The organism is Bacillus sp. SIMBA_154 (assembly GCF_046536015.1).
In the GTDB taxonomy this organism is placed as follows: domain Bacteria; phylum Bacillota; class Bacilli; order Bacillales; family Bacillaceae; genus Bacillus; species Bacillus pumilus_P.
Genome location: NZ_JAWJBV010000010.1, coordinates 47,607 through 68,283 on the forward strand (window position 1 = coordinate 47,607; position 20,677 = coordinate 68,283).

Sequence of the window (20,677 nt, forward strand, 5' to 3'; positions counted from 1 at the left end):
TCCTTTCTCATAAAGAGAGATGGGGAGCCCACTCTCTCTTTATCGTTTTCTATTAAACTGATTATTTGCAATCACCGATTAATTTCCATACACCCGACTCACCAGCCTGATCCGGCTGCTCTCCTTTCGTCCACCATTTCGCTTCATACACTTTGCCGTTAAAGACAACTCGGTCTCCGCCTGTGTAGACGACTGTATCTTTCCATTCTTTATACCCACATGTTTGATCAGAGTTTGTTGCTGCTTCTATCGTTGGCCCGGTATGGAGTTTTCCGTCCGCATCCTTTGCCGATACTGTAAATGAGTATGTCGTATTCGGCTTTAATTTCCCGATTGTCGCCGATGTTTCCTTGACCGATACGGACCCGCCTTCGTATGACAGCACATACTCTGAGATGTTTGCTCCGTCGCTCGGTGCATCCCACGCCAGACTGATACTGGTTGCGGTTTTTTCGGTCACACGCAAATTATCCGGTGCAGATGAAGGCGGTTCTGGATTACTCCCACCTGGAGCGAACCCTAAATCGGCTGCTAATTTGTTGAGCAAAGTCTGATTTGAATCACCGCTGAAATCCCAAAACATAGCCCCGCTTAATCCGTTTGATTGAATAAAATCGGTTTTGTATCCATATGATTCTTCATCATCGTAGGTAATGAAGTTTCCATTTTCCGCATTATACAAAAACGGCACTTTTGCTCGATCATTCCAATATCTTTTATAGCCGTTTTTATTGATGTAGTTCTTTTCAAGATCTGAAAAATCAAATACCCCCTTTTCCCACGTCCCTTCTTTAGCCGGTCCGCATTTTTGATATTCTCCATTGTCTGCAGATTCACAATCGCTCCAGCCTCTGCCATAGAACGGTGTGCCAAGCACTAATTTGTCCGCTTTGACACCGGCTTCCTTGTAGCGCTTCACGGTGCTTTCAATGTTAAATGTCTCAGCGTTTGGAACGCCGGCTTCTTTCGCTTTTGGATCATAGAATAATGGGGCGTTATGGGCGCTTATACTTTGCCATCCGCCATTAAAGTCATAGGTCATAATGTTAATCCAATCAACGGTTTCAGCAATTTTATCTAATTCAGTGTTGCTTACATATTCAGGGCTGGCACCGGAGGCGATTGTCAGCAAGTATTTCTTGCCATCCTTCGCTTCTGCGGCGTCAAGCTTTTCGCGCACATCCTGCAAGAGTAGCGTGTAGTTTCTCTGATCCTCCGGACGGGTGCTGTTTCCCGGCAGCCCTCCGCTTACCGGATATTCCCAGTCAAGGTCGACTCCATCAAACCCATATTTTCTTAAAAAATCTACTGCTGAAGCAGCAAAATTCTCTCTGGCCGCAGGATCTGCCGCAACATCTGAAAAGCGATTTGACCAGGTCCAACCGCCAACTGATATGAATGTTTTCAAATGAGGATGGTTCTTTTTCAGCTTCAATAGTTGTTTAAAGTTGCCCCGAATTGGCTCATCCCAAGTATCTCCGGGATTTGACTTTTGCACATCGATCCATGGGTCCCCCATCACGATTGATCCATTAGGAACATCAATCACTCCGTTTTCATCCTGGCAAGACCATGTCTGGGAATTCGGGCCTGTCGGATCAGGGTTTCCATGCCGCCCCTCCCAGCAAATATCAGCAAATGCATAATTAATATGGCTGACTTTAGAAGCATCCATATCCCATACTTGAAAATCCCTTCCATAAGCGCCCCAGGACGGATAGTAGCCGATCATTTTATAACTTTTGTCAGAACTGGCTTTTGCACTTTCCCCATTAAAAAAGGACAGACTTAAAAGCATCACAAAAATGAAAGAAAAAACGAGAAACTTTTTGTTTAAAAACAATTTTTTCATCCCCTTTTCATTAATTTTTTTGGCTGTTCATCACTGAAACGCTATTTTGTTCACCCCCTTTTCAATAGGTTTATATTCACCTTGTCATGACATAGCAGCTGATGGCACTGAAGACAACAACGAGAAAACGCTTACATTTCTAGTTTTCATATGCTTTTTCAAACCGTATATGTGAGTGGAGAGTAAACATTAGAATGGCATTTTGAATAACAGGTATGGATGTCTAGACCTTATTTGGCAAGAATAGCTTCAAGCAAAAACTTGATGATACAAAAAATTTGTTATGACAAATTCATGATAATTAGAATATTCTGAATTGTCAATGCTATTTTTGCATTAAATGCTGAAAATGCCTGAGACATTTCCAGCATCAAGACTTGGAGAACGGCAAGCTGACGTTCTCATGAGCCCTTTTCATATTTTTACAAGAATTGTAGATTTAAAGACCGGCATAAGAAATAAGGCGAATATCCGAACATTGTATTAAAGCCGCTTTCAACAAAGGATCAGTCAGTAATGAAAGCTCATAAACCCGAGGATAATGGAATGAAGATTTTTCGAGCAGTAATTTATCAACATAAGCCGGATGGCACATGACTTCAATGACTTCTGCGTCTTGATGAAGATCAAGGAAGGATGATAAGTCTTTCAATCTGTCCACTTTCAACTCAAAGGCATCATTCGATCTCACATTCTTCCACAAGGAAGGATGATGATCGTTCACCTTTCTGCAGGGAAGATCATACTCTTTTGCCAGTTTCACAAACACCTCGGGAAGATTTCCGTATGTATGGATATGATGATGGCTGTCGATATGCGTCGGATGCAAGCCGCAGGAGAGGGCTTTTTCTATCTGTGCTCTCCATTCCTGATACACTTCATCAAGATCGATGTCGAAAAAACCTTGATAGTATGAAAGCTTGCGAAAATTCCCATCTTCCTCCGTAACCGTTTGCAGGCCGCTGAGAAGCGGACGTCCTGCTGTCAATGTTAAGTGAACGCCGACCCCAAGTTCATGATTTTCCCTTGCAAGTAAGACGGCATGTTCCATTTCTAGCATATTGGTCATGAGCGTAGTCGATGTGAGCACCCCTCGCTGGAACGCATCAATGATGCCGAGGTTGACTCCCCGTGAAAATCCAAAATCATCGGCGTTTATGATCAAAGCTTTCATCCTTCATCCCCTCTTTCTTCATAGTCGCGTTCTATGAAGAATTCAACGCGGTCTCCGCGGAAATAAGCCAGAGAAAACTCCACGACTTCTTCAGACGCCAAAAATGTTTGTGTTGCAATCTGGAAGCAGGGCGTGCCTTGTGTGATATTCAAATGCTGTGCAATTTCTTCATCCGAAATAAAGATTTTGATTTGCTCTTCGGTTCTTTTAATCGTATTTCCTTGACTGTTAATACACTGGTACAGAGAAATATTGGCCATTTCTTCCGTTATCTCCGGCACGAGATCGGCTCTGATAAAGGCCATTTCGAACTGGATTTCTTCCTCATCCGCATACCGAATCCGCTTCACCTGATAGACCATTTGTTCATCATCAATCCCAAGGCAATTTTGGATCTTTTTGGCTGGTTTTAATTTTTGCAAATCGACAACTTTGATTTTCGGTTTAATACCTTGCGCTTTTAATTGATCTGCATAGCGAAGATTGCTGGAACTTAAGATCTGCTTTACTTTTCCTTTGGCGACAAATGTCCCTTTCCCCTGTTTGCGGTAAATAGCTCCTTCCATAAGCAAATGGTTCAAGGCAGTCCGCAGCGTTGTTCGGCTGACATCGTACATTTTGCAAAATTCGGACTCCGTCGGAAGCAGGCTGCCAGACGGGTAATAACCGCTCTCTATTTTATCTACAATATCTTGTTTAATTCGACTGTGGAGTTGTGGTTGCTTTGCCATTTATTTTCTCCTTTAGAGTGACATTATTAACTATAGAATAGCACAAAAAGTTCTCAAAAAAAATAATTTATCATAACAAATATGTATGGACAAATTTGTTACTACATGTTAAATTCCAATTGTGTAAAGCGCTTTCAAAAATAGAGATTTGAGGAGGGGGATTATGGCGTTGAAGTTAGTCATTATAGGCGGGGGATCAAGCTACACACCAGAAATCATTGAAGGTATCATCAAACGGTATCAGCATTTTCCAGTGAAAGAGATTGTCCTCGTCGACATTGAGGAAGGGGAAGAAAAAGTACGCATCACTTCAGAACTCGCGAAGCGAATGATCAAACATGCGGATGTTCCGATTGAATTGAGCTATACAAAAGATCGTGCGAAAGCGCTGAAACATGCGGATTTCGTCACGGTTCAAATAAGAGTCGGAGGATTGAAGGCCAGAGCGATGGATGAAAGAATCCCGCTCAGCCATGGTCTTATCGGCCAAGAAACAAATGGCGCCGGCGGTATTTTTAAAGCTTTGCGGACCATTCCCGTCATGCTGGATATCGCTCGCGATATAAACGAGATTTGTCCAGAAGCGTGGCTGATCAATTTTACAAATCCAGCAGGCATCGTGACTGAAGCTTTATTGAAACATGGATCCCATCAAAAAGTCATCGGGGTTTGCAATATCCCTTATAACATGAAAAACAGCATTGCAGAAATTTTTGACGTGAATGTGAACCGTGTCATGATTGAATTCGCAGGGCTTAACCATTTTGTCTTCGGACAAAAGGTGTGGATTGACGGGGTTGACCGCACAGAAGAGGCAATAGGTCTTCTATTGAATGACACCATAGACTATTCTCCTTCCAATATTGCGATGCTGCCTTGGAATCGCCAATTTTTACGTTCTTTGCGCATGCTTCCGAATCCGTATCATCAGTATTATTATCAGTATGAAGATGTACTTGCAAAAGATATCGAAGCATACAAAAACAAAGGGACACGCGCAGAAGCTGTCTTGAACGTAGAAAAGCAGCTGTTTGAAAAATACAAAGACGCAGACCTCCATGAAAAGCCTAAAGAATTGGAAGAACGCGGCGGGGCTTATTATAGTGAAGCAGCCTGTTCATTAATGAACTCGCTTTATCATCATTCGATGGATATTCAGACCGTCAACACATTGAATAAAGGAAGCATACCAGATCTTCCACATGATGCAGTGATTGAAGTCAACAGTGTCATCACAAAAAGCGGCCCTATACCGCTGACAGTCGGAAAACTGCCAGATTCAATCAGCGGGGCAGTGATCTCTATGAAAAAATTCGAACAATTAGTTATCGAAGCAGCGATCACGGGTGATGACAACATATTGTATTCCGCTATGATCATGAATCCGCTAATTCCATCTGATCATAAAGCCCAAACGGTGATGAATGAAATGCTTGAGGCTCATAAACGTTATCTTCCCCAGTTCTTTGAGGAGGCTGTACAATATGAAACAAAATAAAACCATGGCGTTCATCGAATCTAAAATCATGCCGATCGCTGGAAGAATCGGCTCCCAAAGGCACTTAATTGCCATACGCGATGGATTCATTGCCATTATGCCTTTAATCATCATCGGCTCTCTTGCCATACTGATCAATCATTTCCCTATACCGGCATTTCAAGATTTCATGACGAGTCTTTTTGGAGAAGGATGGACGGCTGCCGGCGGAGCTATATGGAATGGATCATTTGCTATTTTAAGTCTGCTGGCCGTTGCAGCTATCAGTTTCAAGCTTGCAGAGTCTTATAAGACTGATGGTCTTTCTGCCGCATTAATCGCGGTCGGGGCATTTGCCGTACTTACACCGACGACAGAAGACTTTGGTTTTTCAATGACTTGGCTGGGGGCTCAAGGTCTTTTCGTTGGATTAATCGTGGCTTTGCTATCAACGGAAGCATTTAGGCTCTTCTCTCAAAATGAGAAACTTAAAATCAAAATGCCTGATGGTGTACCTGATGGCGTTACAAAATCCTTGAACGCTTTATTGCCGGCTGCTGTGATATTGGCGGCAGCAGGATTATTTAACACTCTGATCGTGTATTTTTTCGGTCAAAGCATCCACGAGCTAGTCTTCAGCTCGATCCAGGAACCGTTGCAAGGCCTTTCCAACACGATTGGATCAGCTTTGATTTTTACTTTTTTGAATCATTTGCTTTGGTTTTTCGGATTGCACGGAACAAATATTCTAGGACCGATCATGGAATCCATCTATCTTCCGCTCATTCAGGAAAATCAGCATTTATTCTCGCAAGGAATGAGCGCGTTTGAAGTGCCTTATATCGTGACGAAGCCCTTTTTTGATTCTTATGTGTTTATGGGAGGATCGGGGACAACATTGGCTTTGCTCGCTGCTATTTTCATCGGCGTGAAATCGAAGCACTACAAAACAATCGGAAAGGTATCCTTCGCACCCGGCCTTTTTAACATTAATGAACCTATTCTGTTCGGCCTTCCTATCGTATTAAATCCGATTATGTTCATTCCATTTTTATTGATTCCATTAGTTTTAACGGTGACGTCGTACATCGCTTTAGCCTGTGGACTCGTTCCGAAAACTGTAGCTATTCTTCCGTGGACGACGCCGCCGATTGTCAGCGGTTATCTCGTAACCGGAGGATCAATCCGGGGAGTCTTTCTGCAAATCTTCAACTTGGTGCTGGCTGTCTTGCTTTACCTGCCATTCATTAAAGCAGCAGAACGAGCCTCTCTGCATCAGGCAACAAAATAACTAAACAAGGTGGGGAATATCATGGCGGACACACTACATTTAGAACAGGTCTCTTTTGAAATCATCTTGCATGCTGGAAATGCGCGTTCATCTGCAATGGAAGCATTACAGCATGTGAAAAATAACGAGTACGATTCAGGGAATCAAAAGATCCAAGAAGCAGAAGCGGAACTGCTTCAAGCGCATCAGGCACAAACCCGCTTATTGCAAAAAGAAGCACAAGGTGAAGGCCTTTCACCCAATCTATTGTTAATCCATGCACAAGACCATTTGATGACGTCAATGACTGTAAAAGATGTAGCAAAAGAAATGATTCAATTATATCAAGAGCTGAGGAGTGGAAAACCAAAATGAAGATAGCACTTGTATGTTCTGCCGGCATGTCGACCAGCATGCTGATGAAAAAAATGAGAGAAGAAGCGGAAAGCCGTAAAATAGTCGTTGAAATCAACGCTTATGCTGAAGCGGATTTACAAAGCCATATGAATGATATTGATGTCATATTGATCGGACCGCAAGTCCGCTATTTAAAAACACAAATTGCAGAACGAGCGGAACAATACCAGACACCGGTCGATATCATTGACCAAATGGCATATGGAATGATGAACGGAGCAAAAGTTCTGGACCAAGCGATCAAACTGACACAATAAAGCCTTCTCTTCACACTAAAAACAACCCATTTTCTTTTGAAAACGGGTTGTTTCAGCTTGTAGACAAAATCCTGACTCGGGAAAAATCCTCTACAAAAAAATAGAGCGCTGCTTTGCAGATTCAAAACAGCTGCATGGGCTTCGCTGCTGCCGATTGAGGGGACCGAAATGTGAACGAAGAACAAGTTCTCCTCACAGCCGCTTGCCAGAATATGAAGAAGATTGCCACACACTAGCGAAGCTAGGTCAGGGGTGTGGGAGTCCTTTTTTTGTTTCTTTCATAAAGATGAAAAACACATTATTAAAACAAAAAAGCTTGTAGAAAAACATAGGTTTCTCTACAAGCTGAGGCAGGAGATGCTCTCCTCCCTTTCTTTTTAATGAAGTACGATCTGTTCATTCATCAAATCAATGGCGTAAATTAACTGCTCATATTCATCTAACAGAAGATATACTTTGAGCGGGGCAGCTGTTTGATCTGTCTGCTGCGTGAATAGCACACAAGTGAATTTTTCGATCCCCTCTGGCAGCTTGCTTTTCAGAAAAGGATGAAGAATAGGAGAGGTTCGAAGGGTATCAACATCTTTCAGCCAAAGCTCATCTTGTAACGCAGGATAATGGTCAACCAAAAACTGACGAAACACTTCCAATGTACTCAAGGTAGATATCCTCACTTTCTTCTATCTTGACTTCAAACTCACCTAAACATAAACGTAATCAACTCATCATATGATCTCGGCACACGTATTTTCGCATACTACTTGAGACACAATTTCTCTATTCTAGAGATCAATTGTAGATCAACTGTACTGTCACGACTGTTTAGTATATATGACGTTTACTATATCTTCTCATTAACTCAACCACGAATCCAAACGATGGACCTATGATCATATTCTTATCTGTTTTCTTTCGTGATGAAACGACAACTTCCTGCTACAAAATTCCATTTTTCTTCAAAAAATAGGTTAAATAGACAGAAAAAAGAACAGCTCCTCACTGTTCTTTAAAAAGTCGTAAAGTGCCTTGTCTTCATTACTTCAAATGTCCTGTAATGGAATGAATTCACCACTGGCTGCATCTACCCCATAATGACAATCCAGTTTTCCGCATAAAACATATTGTTTTTGTGCAAAGTCAAAGACATAGATGGGTGTAAGCTCCAGGTACTCTCTCAATTTTTCAAAGGCTTCTTCCTTTGATAGGGTGATTTTATCTGGAGATTGGAGTTCATCCAACATCCCACACATCTTGAACATTTGTTGTCTATCTATGTAATTGACTGCTTCAAATGTATAGGCATCAATGAATATCATGATTTTACCTGTAAGCACGCTTTTCTCTTGTGTATTTGCTTTTACTGTTGCATGAATGTAACCATGATCACGGTGGAGAGAAAGTAAGATCCATTTTCCGGTGTCGTTAGGATATTCCTGCCGCAAAAAGATTTGAACTGCTTTCAAACACTTATCTTTTTCTTCTTCTGAAATTGGCATTGTATCTGGTGAAGGTTCACATGAAAAGGCTTGATCAGCTGAGATATCTTCTTGAATATTCAATTCCTTTCCTACAAAAGGTTCACTTATCGGGTCCTCCCATTCTATGAATTTATTTATATTGAAACAGTGATGTTCCTGAATCGTATCTTCAAACGGAATCGTTCCTGTTCCATCATTCTTAATATACACTTCTTCTAACGCATAAACAGGTCGGATTTTATTCTGCTCAAAGGAAGGCCATTCTACTCTTTGCACTTGCTGTTGTGCTAAGCTCTCGATCATCTCAATGAAAAGCGAATATTTTTCAGCTCTCAACATTTTTTTAGCTAGAAATGGCCCGTGATGAATAAAGTAAATGAGTTGTCCATGTTCATCCCATTTCACCTCTATCATGCCTGAAGGAGTCACTGGTACATCATCCATTTTTTCTTCGAAAAGAAGTTCCCCTTCTTTCTCCTTATGTAAGTGAAAATGCTCTCCATAGATCAAATTTGTTTCTTGTTCAATCCATTTGATGACTTCATTTGGATGGGCGTTATCAAACTGAACCCCTTTCTTTGCATATGTCTTGCCCATAACAAAAACCGCACTCTCAACCTGTCCCGTATTCAAATTCACTTCAATCACGGCTGTGCCATCAGGGTTTAAATCGTCATCCTCAGGTTCCGTTTCATAAGGAGGAAACCACTCCATATTCAATTTATAAATGGTTTCATTGAACATGTTGACATATCGATAAAAACCGTGTCTTTTTAAATGGTAATGAGCTAAGCCAAATTTCATCCTTGTCTGATCTATCAGTTGTTGAATGTTTGCATTCATTTATTTCACCTCAAAATGTTAAGTAATCAGTCTTATGGAAGGACAAAGACGATGATAAAGAAAAATATAACGATAACTGTCAAGAAACCTAAAGCTATTGCCATCATGTTTGTTTCCTTTGTATACCCTTTTAATTCATGCTCTTCAGTTGATCGGTCAATTTTTCTAAAGCGAAAAAGCATGCTTACATTGATAAGGGCTAGAGCAATAACCAATAAAAAAATTAGAAATATAGGTTCTATATCAAAGAATGGATTCGTGACATTTTGGAAGCTAAATGCCTGAAAGAACATAAGCCCACTCAATATCAATTTCCAAATATTTTCTGTTCTCTGTTCTTTTTCCCACTCTTTCCCCAATTTCGTCTTTTCATAAATGGCTACCTGTTCAAAAAGTGGAATAAAAGACTTCGTCGATCCTTTTTTGATAAAACCAAAAATGCTTTGAAGGAGCATTAAAATCCCTAAACAAAAAAAGAAATGTGTAAATCGAATTTCAGAAATTTGAATCAAGATAAAAAAAATTACGATCATGATGCCGGCTATTAAATTAGAGGCGGCGATTTGTTTTATTCTCATTTTTTTTAGCGTTGCTTGTTCCATGTAATGCTCCTCTCCGTTTCAAATGTTTCTGATGAGCGCTCTATCTATATTACGATTTTATTGAGTAAATGTTTCAATATTTTCCCTTTCATCCGTTTATTCGGTTTTTTAACAAATGAAAATAAGGGTTAAACGCCCATCATTTCAATGAACGCTTAACCCTTCGATCTTCCTTATCAATGGTGAAAAACATCACACTAATTCTTGAGCAATCTTTCTTTGTTTTATTTGTTGAGCTATCGAGCCTTTAAAATCCTCCATAGACATCTGCTCTGAAGCCTTTTCTCCATGCCGCCTAATATTTAGCGTTTTTTCTTGCATTTCTTTATCGCCAATCACAGCGATATAAGGCGTTTTTTGCATTTGTGCTTCTCTCATTTTATAGCCGAGTTTTTCATCCCGTTCATCAATTGTGACTCTTATCCCTACACTTTTTAAGTACTGCTGAACCTCCAAGCAGTGATTGAGGTGAACGCTTGAGACAGGTATGATTTGTACTTGTACTGGTGCTAGCCATAATGGAAAGGCTCCTGCAAAGTGCTCGATTAAGATGCCAAGGAAACGATCAAGAGAACCAAAAATGGCACTGTGAATGACAACCGGCCGGACCTTTTCGTTTTTTTCATTGATATATGTTAAGTCAAATTTTTCAGGCATTTGGAAATCAAGTTGAATTGTGGCGCACTGATGGCTCCGCTCTAGTGCATCTTTAATATGAAAATCGATCTTTGGACCATAAAAGGCCCCATCTCCTTCATTTAGCTGGTAGCCGACCTTTAGCTGGTCAAGCACATTCTTTAGGGCTGTTTCAGATAGATGCCAAATTGCATCATCCCCTAATGCTTTTTCTGGACGAGTCGAAAGTTCAACTGAATACTCAAATCCAAAAGTTCGATATACGTGATCAACTAATTGGAAAATCTGTTTGATTTCAGACTCAATTTGATCTTCTCTCAAAAAAATATGGGCATCATCTTGGCAAAATGTCCTGACCCTGAACAATCCATTTAATGCACCGCTATATTCATGACGATGCACCTGACCAAATTCGGCCATCCTGATTGGAAGATCCCTGTATGAATATAAGTTGTTTTTAAACATGAGCATATGCCCTGGACAGTTCATCGGCTTTAAAGCAAAGCTTGTATGGTCTACTTCTGAGAAATACATATTTTCATGATAATGATCCCAATGGCCTGACTGTTCCCAAAGTTCTTGGTTCATCATAAATGGCGTACTCACTTCTTCATATTGTGCTTTACCTCGCACTTCTCTTGAAAAAGCCATTAATTCATTTCTGACAATTTGCCCTTTTGATAAATAAAATGGCATACCTGGAGCTTCTTCAGAGAACATAAATAGAGATAATTGTTTGCCTAATTTTCGGTGATCTCGCTTGTTTGCTTCTTCTATGAAACGAAGATAATCAGCTAGATGTTTTGAATGTTGAAACGCAACACCATACACCCGCTGCAATACATCGTGATTGCGATCCCCTCGCCAATAAGCCCCTGCAACACGTGTTAATTTAAATGCCTTCATATATCCTGTAGATGGCAGATGAGGACCACGGCATAAATCTATAAATTCTCCTTGCTGATAAACCGTGATTGTCTCTTGTTTAGGGAGACCTTTTAAAATATCCAGCTTATATGGGTCATTCGCAAACAACGCTTCAGCTTCTTTGTAAGACACTTCGATTCTTTGGATCAGATGATTTTCGTTCATGATGTTTTCCATCTCTTTTTCAATCGCTGCCAGATCTTCTAAACGTAAAGTTCGATTTAGTTTCATATCATAGTAAAATCCATTTTCGACGACAGGTCCGATCCCAAGTGTTACATCATCATACAACCTTTTCACGGCTTGGGCTAATACGTGTGCAGATGTATGACGTAACACTTCAAGCCCTTCTTCCGAATCGAGTGTCAAAATAGACAGCACTGCATCGCTGTTTAGCTCATAACTTAAATCAACTGTTTGATCATTTACCTTTCCCGCCACTGCTTTCTTTCTTAAACTCGGACTAATATAGGAGGCAATTTCTGCGACAGTCGTACCTGCGGAAAACTCCTTCGCCTTTCCATCCGGAAATTGAATCTTCACCATGTTTTCTCTCATGACTGACACACCTTTCATTTTTTTGAAATAAAAAAACACACCCATCCCTCATAGAGGGACGAATGTGTAATCCGTGGTTCCACCCAAATTCCCATAATGCATATTCGCTTTATGGCTCTGGTGCCGTAACGTGGCAAAGACGGTATTGGATACTGCAATTTTCCCCAATACAACTCAAAGGTGGTAAGACAACTTTTCTGCGTTAGGAAGATTTCAGCTTTACTTCCCTCTCTGGTAACCGTTAAAAGCTGCTCATGTCCTTTTCAAAGCAATGATGATGTAGGAGTGAACAAAAAAACACACCCATCCCTCATAGAGGGACGAATGTGTGATCCGTGGTTCCACCCAAATTCCCATAATGCGTATTCGCTTTATGGCTCTGGTGCCGTAACGTGGCGTAGACGGTATTGGATACTGCGATTTTCCCCAATACAGCTCAAAGGTGGTAAGACAACTTTCCTGCGTTAGGAAGATTTCAGCGTGACTTCCCTCTCTGGTAACCAGTACAAATTGCTCATGTCCTTTTCTTCGCTTTTAATTTCTTCATATCTTACATGATGATGACTAATCATGTAAAGCTTTATTTTGTGCAGAGCGATTGAAATTCATTCTTTAAATAAAATGTTGAGTGATTTCACTTGGGCTATACTCGACTTGATACGTAGGAGATAATGCACGTTTTACTTCTTCCGTCATGCGCTCTCCTTCTTGATTGAACTTCTTTTCCATTTCTACCCCATCTGGCAGCAAGTCTTCTGTCTCTTCATCAAACCAGCGGCCATACTGTATGGCCCAATTCCAGATTTTCGAGAAGAGCGCATCGCTTAGAGGTACATCATCTCTTTCTAAATGGGATTGACAGTGTCCACATTGAAAAGGTTCACCACCGTAGGTCCCTTCTATTTTCACATAAGGGTGATCCTCAAACTCGCGACAGCACACCCATTTTTTGAAGTGCTGACCGAATTCTGTCAACTTAATCGAATAAAAACGCATTGAAGATCGTTTTCCTATCATGTCAAAAATACCTTGATCAATTAATGTCTTTAGACGATACTCAATAAAGTCATCACCGATATACTGATCTAAATGACCGATGACTTCTCCAATTAAGCGTGGAGTTTTGATGTACTCCCCTTCTGACTCGGACTGCTGAACTCGCTTAGCCATTTTCACTAAATAAGCATCAAATTCATCTTCTGGTACGCTGATCGTTTGTCCTTTTTGCCATATCCGCAGCGTATGATTTTCTTTAGCAAATGAAAGCCATTCGTTTTGTAATCTTTCTCTTTCTTCTTTTGTCATTGTGTGAATATGCTCTTTACTCTCGTACAAAATTTTAAATTTTTCAGATGTGATCTCCCCGGCATGTCGAAGGATCATTATTCTTGTATTTGTATTGAACAGCTGGTCAAAAGCAGTCGTTGTATTGATTAAAGACAATTCTATCCTTTTCTCTTTTAATAAATAGATGGCATAACGTAAACCAATTTGCTCATGTGCATTACTGCCTGTCCAGATGAGTATACGACTGCCATCTTTTATATCTTTTATTTGCTGAAGCATTCTGTGCTGATCGTTGACCATGTCGTCAATATGTCCAAATTCATTTGATATCACCTTACGCAGCCACTCTTTACGCTTCTCCTGTCCTTCATGTTCATGCAAATGCAGAAGAGGTCCAATCGAATAAATGTCATCAAAGGCGATAATATCATCAGCCTGATCTTGCTTCACTTCGCTTAATGCTTGTTTTAAACTACCAGCAGGTGCTGCCCCAAATACGATATGTATCATCATTCGTCTCCATTTATCTTACAGTTTATTTCATCTTGACCTATTCATGGTTCTTACGTCAATTCTATTGAGTCAATTTCATTCAAAAGTATGACATAGAAGATTTTAAAATCCAATTTATTCGCATAGAAAAAAGCCCTAACTCAAATAAGGGCTCGTTGATTTGATTGTTTTATTTTTCCTCCAACATGTGTTTAGCTGCTTCTAATGCTGAAGCTGCTTTAGGCCATCCGATATAAAAACTAAGGTGTGTGATGACTTCAATCAATTCGTTCTTCGTTACACCATTTTCTTTGGCTAGATGTAAATGGTATTCCAGCTGATTTAGGCTGCCTGCACTTACTAAGGCTGAAACTGTAATCATACTTCGATCTCTTAGCGAAAGTTCCTCTCTTCGCCACAAATCCCCAAAGAGAACTTTTTCGGAGTACTCAACAAATGCTGGAGCAAAATCTCCGAGGGTTAAATTCACAGTTGACTTAATTGGTTGATGCATATCTATTTCCCCTTCCATTCATTTCGTTACTTGATCATTTGAGCAAGTCCTTCTCCAAAGGACCAATTCTCCAAGCCCGTCTCAACCAGCATAATGAATACATTTTCTTTCGGTATATGGAGTTGGCTATATAACTGGTCAGCTATTTCCTTATATAAAGACTGCTTCTGTTCGTAAGTTCTTCCTGAACCACATGTAATATGGATATATAAGAGACGATGATCCCTATCATGACGAAGAAGATAATTGGGGTCATAATAAAATTCTTCTTTCTTATGTGAATGGAACACCTGAAAGTAGTCTTTTTCAGGAACATGAAATTCTTTCATCAGAGCCTTCATGATCGTTTGGCTAACTGAGGCTAAGCTTTCTTTATCGTACTCAGTTTCAATATAACTGACTCTTACAAATGGCATATGGATGTCAACTCCTCTTTCTGTCTTACTTCATTTTACGTCTCAACACTCGTTTTGTATAATTGAATAATATATAAAATATTATTCATAAAACGAATGGAGATTATCAGGAATGGACTTAAAAGAATTAAAAGCATTTCAAGCCGTGATTCAAGAAGGGACATTTTCAAAAGCCGCTCAAAAATTGAATTATGCACAGTCGACGATAACGAATCAAATCAAACGATTAGAAAAGGAGTTAGGGTTTCAATTGTTTGTGAGAGGATGGGAGGCTGAATTAACCCCTTCAGGGCAATTGTTTGCCAAAGAGATTGATCAGCTGATTCTCCACTGGAATTTTGTATTAGATCAATCTCAAAAACTCCAAAAAGAAGAAGTCGGAACCTTGAATATAGGTGTCATAGAACCAATTGCTATCTCTATTCTTCCTTCAGTCCTTCAAACCTTCAGAAAGCAAAAACCGAATATCACATGCCACTTTATCATCGGTAATACAGATTCCCTTCACAAACAGCTACTCAAGGGGGAGATCGATTTTGCTATTGCAGGAGAACCGGCGATGAACCCACTTCCGTTTGAGGAATTGTACAAAGAGGAAATGTCTTTTATTATCGCAAAAAAGCAGGCAGATCAAGTTGGAACGATTTCATTGATCAAGGATCTTTATCAACAACCACTGATCATAGGTGGGGAAAGTTGTTTATATCACATGAAGTTACAAAAGGAACTCTCAAGAATAAATATTGAGCCGTTCACTTATACTATCAGCCAGATTTCAGCAATTCCGCCATTTCTAAAGGAATTCCCCTCCGTCGGAGTCGTACTTTCCTCTACACCATTGTCAGACGAGTTTGTGAAAGTTCCAATCGAAATGGAGGACCCTTTTATTCCTATAGGAATCTTATCTCATAAGGAACCTCATCTATTTCTGAAAAACACCAAGCAGCTCTTGCTTGATCTATTTCGTCAAAAAGCTGGGAAGTTAACATGCTCGTGACCTTGTTCGGAAACAGAAGAAATGTTCCAAAAAAACCTAGATTTCATATCATCTAGGTTTTTCATTGTTTCAATCCATTCATGTTCAGTTTTTATCAAACGTACACATCCCTCACTCCAAACAATCCAATCTTTCAAGGCACTTTAATATGGTTCCGCTTTTAAAGAAATTGAAGATGGCACCATCGCAAAACCACTCAGCCATCACAACCCCCATGATGAGAGCCAGTACACACTGCGCATTTAAATCTGAAACATCCACATTCCCCAAATCGTTCGTTCCACCTTCAATGCCATTTTCTTTGAGGATTTCTCTGTAGCGAGTAAGCTCCATCTCTTGATGTTGTTCTGCAAAGGTATAGACATCTTCGATAAAGTGACGGACCGTTTCAGAATCATTCACAAAGGGCATCTGGATTGGGTGTTCAGCTGTTCCATCATTTGCTTGATCGATTTCCCATTCTCCGATACGATCCTCCTGAAGCATCGGTTTGTATTTTGTCAGGATCTCGAATTGGCTCATCGTTATCCTCCTATATTTTTTTTGAATGCTTTTAAGCCCAACAATTAGTTACATATAATAAAGGATTCCGTTTGGATCCATGAAAATAAATAAAAGGTTATGGAGAAAAAAGCAGCCTAGCATTTAATTAGTGATTATCTTGAAGGCAGCAGTTAAAAAACTCTCCCGAATGTAGTCAATCCATGACCAGTAAAAGCCCTATGATTTGATAGTGCTGACAGGAGTGGTATTAGTTCAGAATTAGAATGGAGCCTTCAAATATATCGAAGGCCCCAATTCCAACTATATTGCTTTAGCTAAAATAATAAATCGGTGTTGTTTTGCGTCAAAATAACCCTTTTGTTCAATGGTTTTATGAATGGTGTATAATTCATCCTTGAAATTACTTATTTCAAAACCTGGCACTTGCCAAGGAATTGCTTTAAGATAATACACCAATGCTCCAATATCATAAAATCTTAGAATGGGGAACTCTTCGGCACTTTTCAAAACCTCAAAATGATTCTCCTGTATTTCTTTTAAAGCTAGCTTTAAGTTCCAATCAATAAATTCCTCATTTATTGGTTCCCTTAGATGTTCATTAATCTCTATGCAATCGAGTCCACCGACTTGTTGTGTTAGAAAAATACCTTCTTTCGAGATAATTCTTCTCACCTCTTTAGATGAAAATGACTCATGTTGATTGATGATAAGATCAAATTTTCCAGTCTCAAACGGAAGAATTCCATCATTATCAATTTGAACTACCTTAACTCCTAAAGGTGTTAATCGTTCTTTTGCGATAGGTACATTAGGCATGTAACCTTCTGTAGCATAAACTGATGTTGGAAAAGGTCTTAATTTTGATAAAAACTCTCCACCACCTGTTCCCATATCTAGTATTGATTTTGCACTTTGAACAAGAGAAATAGCTATACTACCATATGACCATGAAAGCAACTCACTTTTCATTCTTCCAGTTTCAGATATGAATGAGAAATCCCACCCAACAAAAGGTTCATCTGCTTGTTTTATAAATGAAGAAAACTGTTTGTCATTCATCATAATCCCTCCAATAATCATTTTGCAGTTTTAATGATTAAATATTTGGTGGGCCTCTTACGAATGTATAAAGTTGTTATATTTCATGTTCTTTCAGTCTCATATTTAATAACTCCCTGTAAAAATTGTGTTTAAAGAGTACCTTGCCAAAGACCCTGATTGGCTATTATATGCCTTTTTGGGTTTTTAAAATTTATTTTATATTCATACAGCTGATATTTGAGTGAGACAATAAAAAATGATTTGTTTGAGAATCGAGGGCTCCTGATGGATGTCTCATTATAGAGTACTAAGTACAATGATAGAAGAGAATACGAAATGAGCGCTTAGGAAAAAAATAAAATAGATTGTTAGTTAAAGTAAAACCCCTCCTGTTGGAAGGGTCTTTTATTCATTTAGATAATGTGCCTTTTCTATTGCTGTTTTCGTTTTCGGTCCATCAATTCTGCTGTGTCCATGCATGGTTGGAATCGTTTGACCGCATTTGCTGTTTTTGGTCCATCATAGCCGTCAATTCTTATTATTTAAGGGATAAAGACACCACACACTCCACATGCGCCGTATGCGGAAACATGTCGACTGGCTGCATGTATTCGATCTTGTAGTCTTTTGACATGTATTGCAGGTCTTTTGCTAGTGTGGATGGGTTGCAAGAGACGTATACGAAGCGTTTTGGTTTGACTTGTTTGACGGTGTCTAAGAAGGTGCTTTCGCAGCCTGTTCTTGGCGGGTCCACGACGATGACGTCAGGGCGGAAGCCTTCTTTGACCCATTTTGGGAGCCAATGTTCAGCTGTCCCTGTCACATAGGTTGCGTGTTTCATGCCGTGTTTTTTGGCATTTTTCTTGGCATCATCGATCGATTCTTTGATGACATCCATTCCTCTGACTTCTTTTGCGCCATCTGAGAGCCACATGCCGATGGTGCCAACGCCGCAATAGGCATCGACGAGCTTTTCTTTTCCTGTCAGTTTGGCCGCTTTTTTCGCTTCATCGTAAAGCTTTAATGTCTGCTTCGGATTCAATTGGAAGAACGCACGTGCACTTAGTTCAAATGAGACGTCTCCTAAAAATTCTTGGATGACCATGTTGCCTGCTAGTTGAGATGTTTTATGCCCGAAGATGACCGACGTTTTTTCGCCATTGATATTGTGCATAATGGACGTCACTTCTGGCAGACGTTTTTGAATGGCTTCGGCAATTTCTTTTTTCTTTGGAAATTCAGGTTTTGATGTGACAAGGACGACCTGTACTTCACCTGTTTCAAAGCCGACTCGCACGACAATCGACCGCACGTCGCCTTTTCTTGTCCGTTCATTGTAAACCGATACGCCGAATTTCTCTAAAATTTTGCGGACAACGCCTGTTGTTTTGTTCGTTTTCGGATGCTGCACAATACATTCCTTAATCGGCACAAGCTTATGAGAATTCAGTCCATAAAGCCCAGCGATGATGTCGCCGCTATGAGACCGCCCTACTTGGAACTGACTTTTGTTCCGGTAGTGCCACGGATCTTCCATGCCGATCGTTGGTCGAATGTCTAGCGTTTCAACCGATAGCTTCGTGTGTCGTTCCATTGATTGAATGACAATATCACGTTTTTCCTTTAGCTGCTGCTCGTACGCCAAATGCTGAAGCTGACAGCCGCCGCACTGCTCGTATACTGGGCATGGCGGCTTCACTCGATGCTCCGAGCGCTTTCGCACTTTTCTGACCGTACCTTCTGCATATTTTGCCTGTACATTTGTTGCTTCAACGACCACTTCCTCACCTGGAAGCGCACCCGGGACAAAGACCACTTGCTTTTTAAAATAACCGACCCCTTCCCCATTAATACCAAGGCGTTTAATGGTAAGCGGGAACTGCTGCCCCTTTTGCAGAAGGGCCCCTTGCTGTTTTTCTTTCAATTTCATTCTCTCCGTTCTATTTGAACCGTTATAGGTTGTCCTCATTTTATTCCATCTCATTAGTATATCACGACTTGGACAAAGAGAGAAAATGCCTTTCATTTATTTATCTGTCTCAATGCTTCTCCATAAATAAAGGGAAGCGTAGCTTAAATAAGGCGTCCACTCCTTGCTTAAGGCTGCCATCTCCTCTTTTGTCGGTTTTTCAGGCAGGTCAAAGTGCCGTTTGATGGCGTTTTGAATACCAATATCTGCTACCGGAAAGAGATTTGGTCTTCCAAGTCCATTCATCAGGACATTTTGAACCGTCCAAGGTCCAATGCCTCTAATCGGAAGCAGACGTTCCTCAATTTCTATATCCGGCAAATCGTGTAATTCCTCTAAACAAAGAGAGCCGCTCACAATTCGCTTTGATACATCAATAACGTATTCTGCCTTCCGCTGACTGAATTGGAGCTTTCTCAGATCGTCTGTTTCAAGCGATGCGATGGTTTCCGGTAAAGGGTCAAACCAAACGCCTTCTATTTGCTCACCGTACGAATGAACAAACCGTTTCGTGAGCTCATAAGCAAACGCAAGATTGAGCTGCTGATGAATGATGCATTTCATCAAACAATGATATAAATGAAAGTCCAGCATGAGCGGTGTTCCGATGTGACGTTCAAAAATAGACGCTAGATTCGTTTGAGAAAAATGGTTATGAACAACGTGTAATTGATGCTCCATGCCAAAAATCCGCTTCACTTCAGAAATGATGGGTTCCTCAGGGCCGTTTGATTGCACCCGAAACGTAGGCGTTTCTTTTGTTCCTGTGGCTTGAACGACTGCCACGTACGGCTTTTGATCCAATCTCATCGGCACTTTGATTTCTCTTTTGTTTAAATCGACTGCCTTTAATGGATCACTTGATAAGCGTCTGAGCACTTGATCAAAGTGATATGGCGGCTCAACCACCAGCTGTTTTTCCCACATGTTTTTCCTCTTCCTTTCTGTAAACACACGCGGATGTGATTGTTTCATTTTGCGTGAATCATTCTCTATATTGAATACTTTTAAATATAAAGAGTACAAGAATTTATCAGTTATATCTTCCTTATTCTTGGTCATTTTCCTTTTGGATTGATGAAAGTTTTAGTCGAATTTAGCTAATATTCGACACGATTATTCAACATTTTAGGATCATTTTCCTTAAATTAGAAATAGAACCTCTGGGTGATATCTTCTATTTCAAAAATATTTGTATAATTATGACATATCAAGGAGGTGAACAAAGGAATTAG

General features: G+C 40.2%; 19 protein-coding genes, 2 pseudogenes and 2 other annotated features. Of the genes and pseudogenes, 6 read left to right on the forward strand and 15 right to left on the reverse strand.

The annotated features are described in order from the left end of the window. Positions 1–61: 61 nt before the first annotated feature. The 3 genes from R0K30_RS14045 to R0K30_RS14055 form a co-directional block, all read right to left on the reverse strand. Positions 62–1,798 carry a glycosyl hydrolase family 18 protein gene (locus R0K30_RS14045; protein ID WP_410611368.1) on the reverse strand — a complete coding sequence of 579 codons (1,737 nt, stop codon included), beginning with the start codon at positions 1,796–1,798 and terminating at the stop codon, positions 62–64. A 493-nt stretch (positions 1,799–2,291) separates the two neighbouring features. Beyond that, a complete protein-coding gene (chbG, locus tag R0K30_RS14050) occupies positions 2,292–3,026 on the reverse strand; it encodes a chitin disaccharide deacetylase (RefSeq protein ID WP_410611297.1) in 735 nt (244 codons plus the stop codon). Next, positions 3,023–3,757 carry a GntR family transcriptional regulator gene (locus R0K30_RS14055; protein ID WP_230031568.1) on the reverse strand — a complete coding sequence of 245 codons (735 nt, stop codon included), beginning with the start codon at positions 3,755–3,757 and terminating at the stop codon, positions 3,023–3,025. Before R0K30_RS14055 ends, chbG begins: the two co-directional genes overlap by 4 nt. 163 nt (positions 3,758–3,920) lie before the next feature. On the opposite strand from R0K30_RS14055, the gene R0K30_RS14060 reads away from it, so the two are divergent. From R0K30_RS14060 to R0K30_RS14080, 5 genes and pseudogenes are all read left to right on the forward strand, one after another. Then, positions 3,921–5,255 (forward strand): 6-phospho-beta-glucosidase, encoded by a 1,335-nt coding sequence (locus R0K30_RS14060; RefSeq protein WP_230031567.1) that lies wholly within the window; start codon positions 3,921–3,923, stop codon positions 5,253–5,255. Further along, positions 5,242–6,525, forward strand: coding sequence for a PTS cellobiose transporter subunit IIC (gene celB, locus R0K30_RS14065; protein WP_410611300.1), 1,284 nt, complete (start codon positions 5,242–5,244; stop codon positions 6,523–6,525). Before R0K30_RS14060 ends, celB begins: the two co-directional genes overlap by 14 nt. A 21-nt stretch (positions 6,526–6,546) precedes the next feature. Then, complete coding sequence (locus tag R0K30_RS14070; RefSeq protein ID WP_249705298.1) at positions 6,547–6,879, forward strand: PTS sugar transporter subunit IIA; 333 nt, start codon at positions 6,547–6,549, stop codon at positions 6,877–6,879. Then, positions 6,876–7,178, forward strand: coding sequence for a PTS sugar transporter subunit IIB (locus R0K30_RS14075; RefSeq protein WP_230031564.1), 303 nt, complete (start codon positions 6,876–6,878; stop codon positions 7,176–7,178). The genes R0K30_RS14070 and R0K30_RS14075 overlap by 4 nt, the downstream gene beginning before the upstream one ends. A 94-nt stretch (positions 7,179–7,272) precedes the next feature. Next, positions 7,273–7,414, forward strand: a pseudogene (locus R0K30_RS14080) (transposase); the annotation flags it as partial. A 141-nt stretch (positions 7,415–7,555) separates the two neighbouring features. Here R0K30_RS14080 and R0K30_RS14085 read toward each other — a convergent pair. The 7 genes from R0K30_RS14085 to R0K30_RS14115 all read right to left on the reverse strand — a co-directional run bounded on the left by R0K30_RS14085 (position 7,556) and on the right by R0K30_RS14115 (position 14,931). Further along, positions 7,556–7,837, reverse strand: coding sequence for a hypothetical protein (locus R0K30_RS14085; protein WP_099727639.1), 282 nt, complete (start codon positions 7,835–7,837; stop codon positions 7,556–7,558). Between the two features lie 381 nt (positions 7,838–8,218). Continuing rightward, a complete protein-coding gene (locus tag R0K30_RS14090) occupies positions 8,219–9,499 on the reverse strand; it encodes a hypothetical protein (protein ID WP_410611303.1) in 1,281 nt (426 codons plus the stop codon). Between the two features lie 32 nt (positions 9,500–9,531). Then, positions 9,532–10,101 carry a hypothetical protein gene (locus tag R0K30_RS14095; RefSeq protein WP_410611305.1) on the reverse strand — a complete coding sequence of 190 codons (570 nt, stop codon included), beginning with the start codon at positions 10,099–10,101 and terminating at the stop codon, positions 9,532–9,534. A 192-nt stretch (positions 10,102–10,293) separates the two neighbouring features. Then, positions 10,294–12,222, reverse strand: a complete 1,929-nt coding sequence (gene thrS / locus R0K30_RS14100; protein ID WP_410611307.1) for a threonine--tRNA ligase — start codon at positions 12,220–12,222, stop codon at positions 10,294–10,296. A gap of 51 nt (positions 12,223–12,273) precedes the next feature. After that, positions 12,274–12,498: a binding site (T-box leader), on the reverse strand. Between the two features lie 37 nt (positions 12,499–12,535). Continuing rightward, positions 12,536–12,760 (reverse strand) — a binding site (T-box leader). A 74-nt stretch (positions 12,761–12,834) separates the two neighbouring features. Continuing rightward, complete coding sequence (locus R0K30_RS14105; protein WP_410611309.1) at positions 12,835–14,019, reverse strand: DUF1835 domain-containing protein; 1,185 nt, start codon at positions 14,017–14,019, stop codon at positions 12,835–12,837. A gap of 172 nt (positions 14,020–14,191) precedes the next feature. Further along, positions 14,192–14,515: a carboxymuconolactone decarboxylase family protein gene (locus R0K30_RS14110; RefSeq protein ID WP_099727643.1), complete on the reverse strand. Its 324-nt coding sequence runs from the start codon at positions 14,513–14,515 to the stop codon at positions 14,192–14,194. A 26-nt stretch (positions 14,516–14,541) separates the two neighbouring features. Continuing rightward, complete coding sequence (locus R0K30_RS14115; RefSeq protein ID WP_099727644.1) at positions 14,542–14,931, reverse strand: tautomerase family protein; 390 nt, start codon at positions 14,929–14,931, stop codon at positions 14,542–14,544. 112 nt (positions 14,932–15,043) lie between these two features. On the opposite strand from R0K30_RS14115, the gene R0K30_RS14120 reads away from it, so the two are divergent. Further along, positions 15,044–15,928 (forward strand): LysR family transcriptional regulator, encoded by an 885-nt coding sequence (locus tag R0K30_RS14120; RefSeq protein ID WP_099727645.1) that lies wholly within the window; start codon positions 15,044–15,046, stop codon positions 15,926–15,928. Positions 15,929–16,039: 111 nt separating this feature from the next. Here R0K30_RS14120 and R0K30_RS14125 read toward each other — a convergent pair whose 3' ends face one another. The 5 genes and pseudogenes from R0K30_RS14125 to R0K30_RS14145 form a co-directional block, all read right to left on the reverse strand. Beyond that, the gene (locus R0K30_RS14125; protein WP_099727646.1) at positions 16,040–16,450 is read right to left on the reverse strand and encodes a DUF6508 domain-containing protein; all 411 of its coding nucleotides are present in this window, start codon (positions 16,448–16,450) and stop codon (positions 16,040–16,042) included. A 282-nt stretch (positions 16,451–16,732) separates the two neighbouring features. Beyond that, positions 16,733–17,494 (reverse strand): class I SAM-dependent methyltransferase, encoded by a 762-nt coding sequence (locus R0K30_RS14130; protein ID WP_410611313.1) that lies wholly within the window; start codon positions 17,492–17,494, stop codon positions 16,733–16,735. A 384-nt stretch (positions 17,495–17,878) separates the two neighbouring features. Further along, a pseudogene (locus R0K30_RS14135) lies at positions 17,879–18,006 on the reverse strand (peptidoglycan-binding domain-containing protein); the annotation flags it as partial. Between the two features lie 5 nt (positions 18,007–18,011). Further along, positions 18,012–19,403 carry a 23S rRNA (uracil(1939)-C(5))-methyltransferase RlmD gene (rlmD, locus tag R0K30_RS14140; RefSeq protein ID WP_410611315.1) on the reverse strand — a complete coding sequence of 464 codons (1,392 nt, stop codon included), beginning with the start codon at positions 19,401–19,403 and terminating at the stop codon, positions 18,012–18,014. Between the two features lie 96 nt (positions 19,404–19,499). Then, on the reverse strand, positions 19,500–20,369 hold the full coding sequence (locus tag R0K30_RS14145; RefSeq protein WP_230031560.1) for a DNA-3-methyladenine glycosylase family protein: 870 nt from the start codon (positions 20,367–20,369) through the stop codon (positions 19,500–19,502). Between the last annotated feature and the right edge of the window lie 308 nt (positions 20,370–20,677).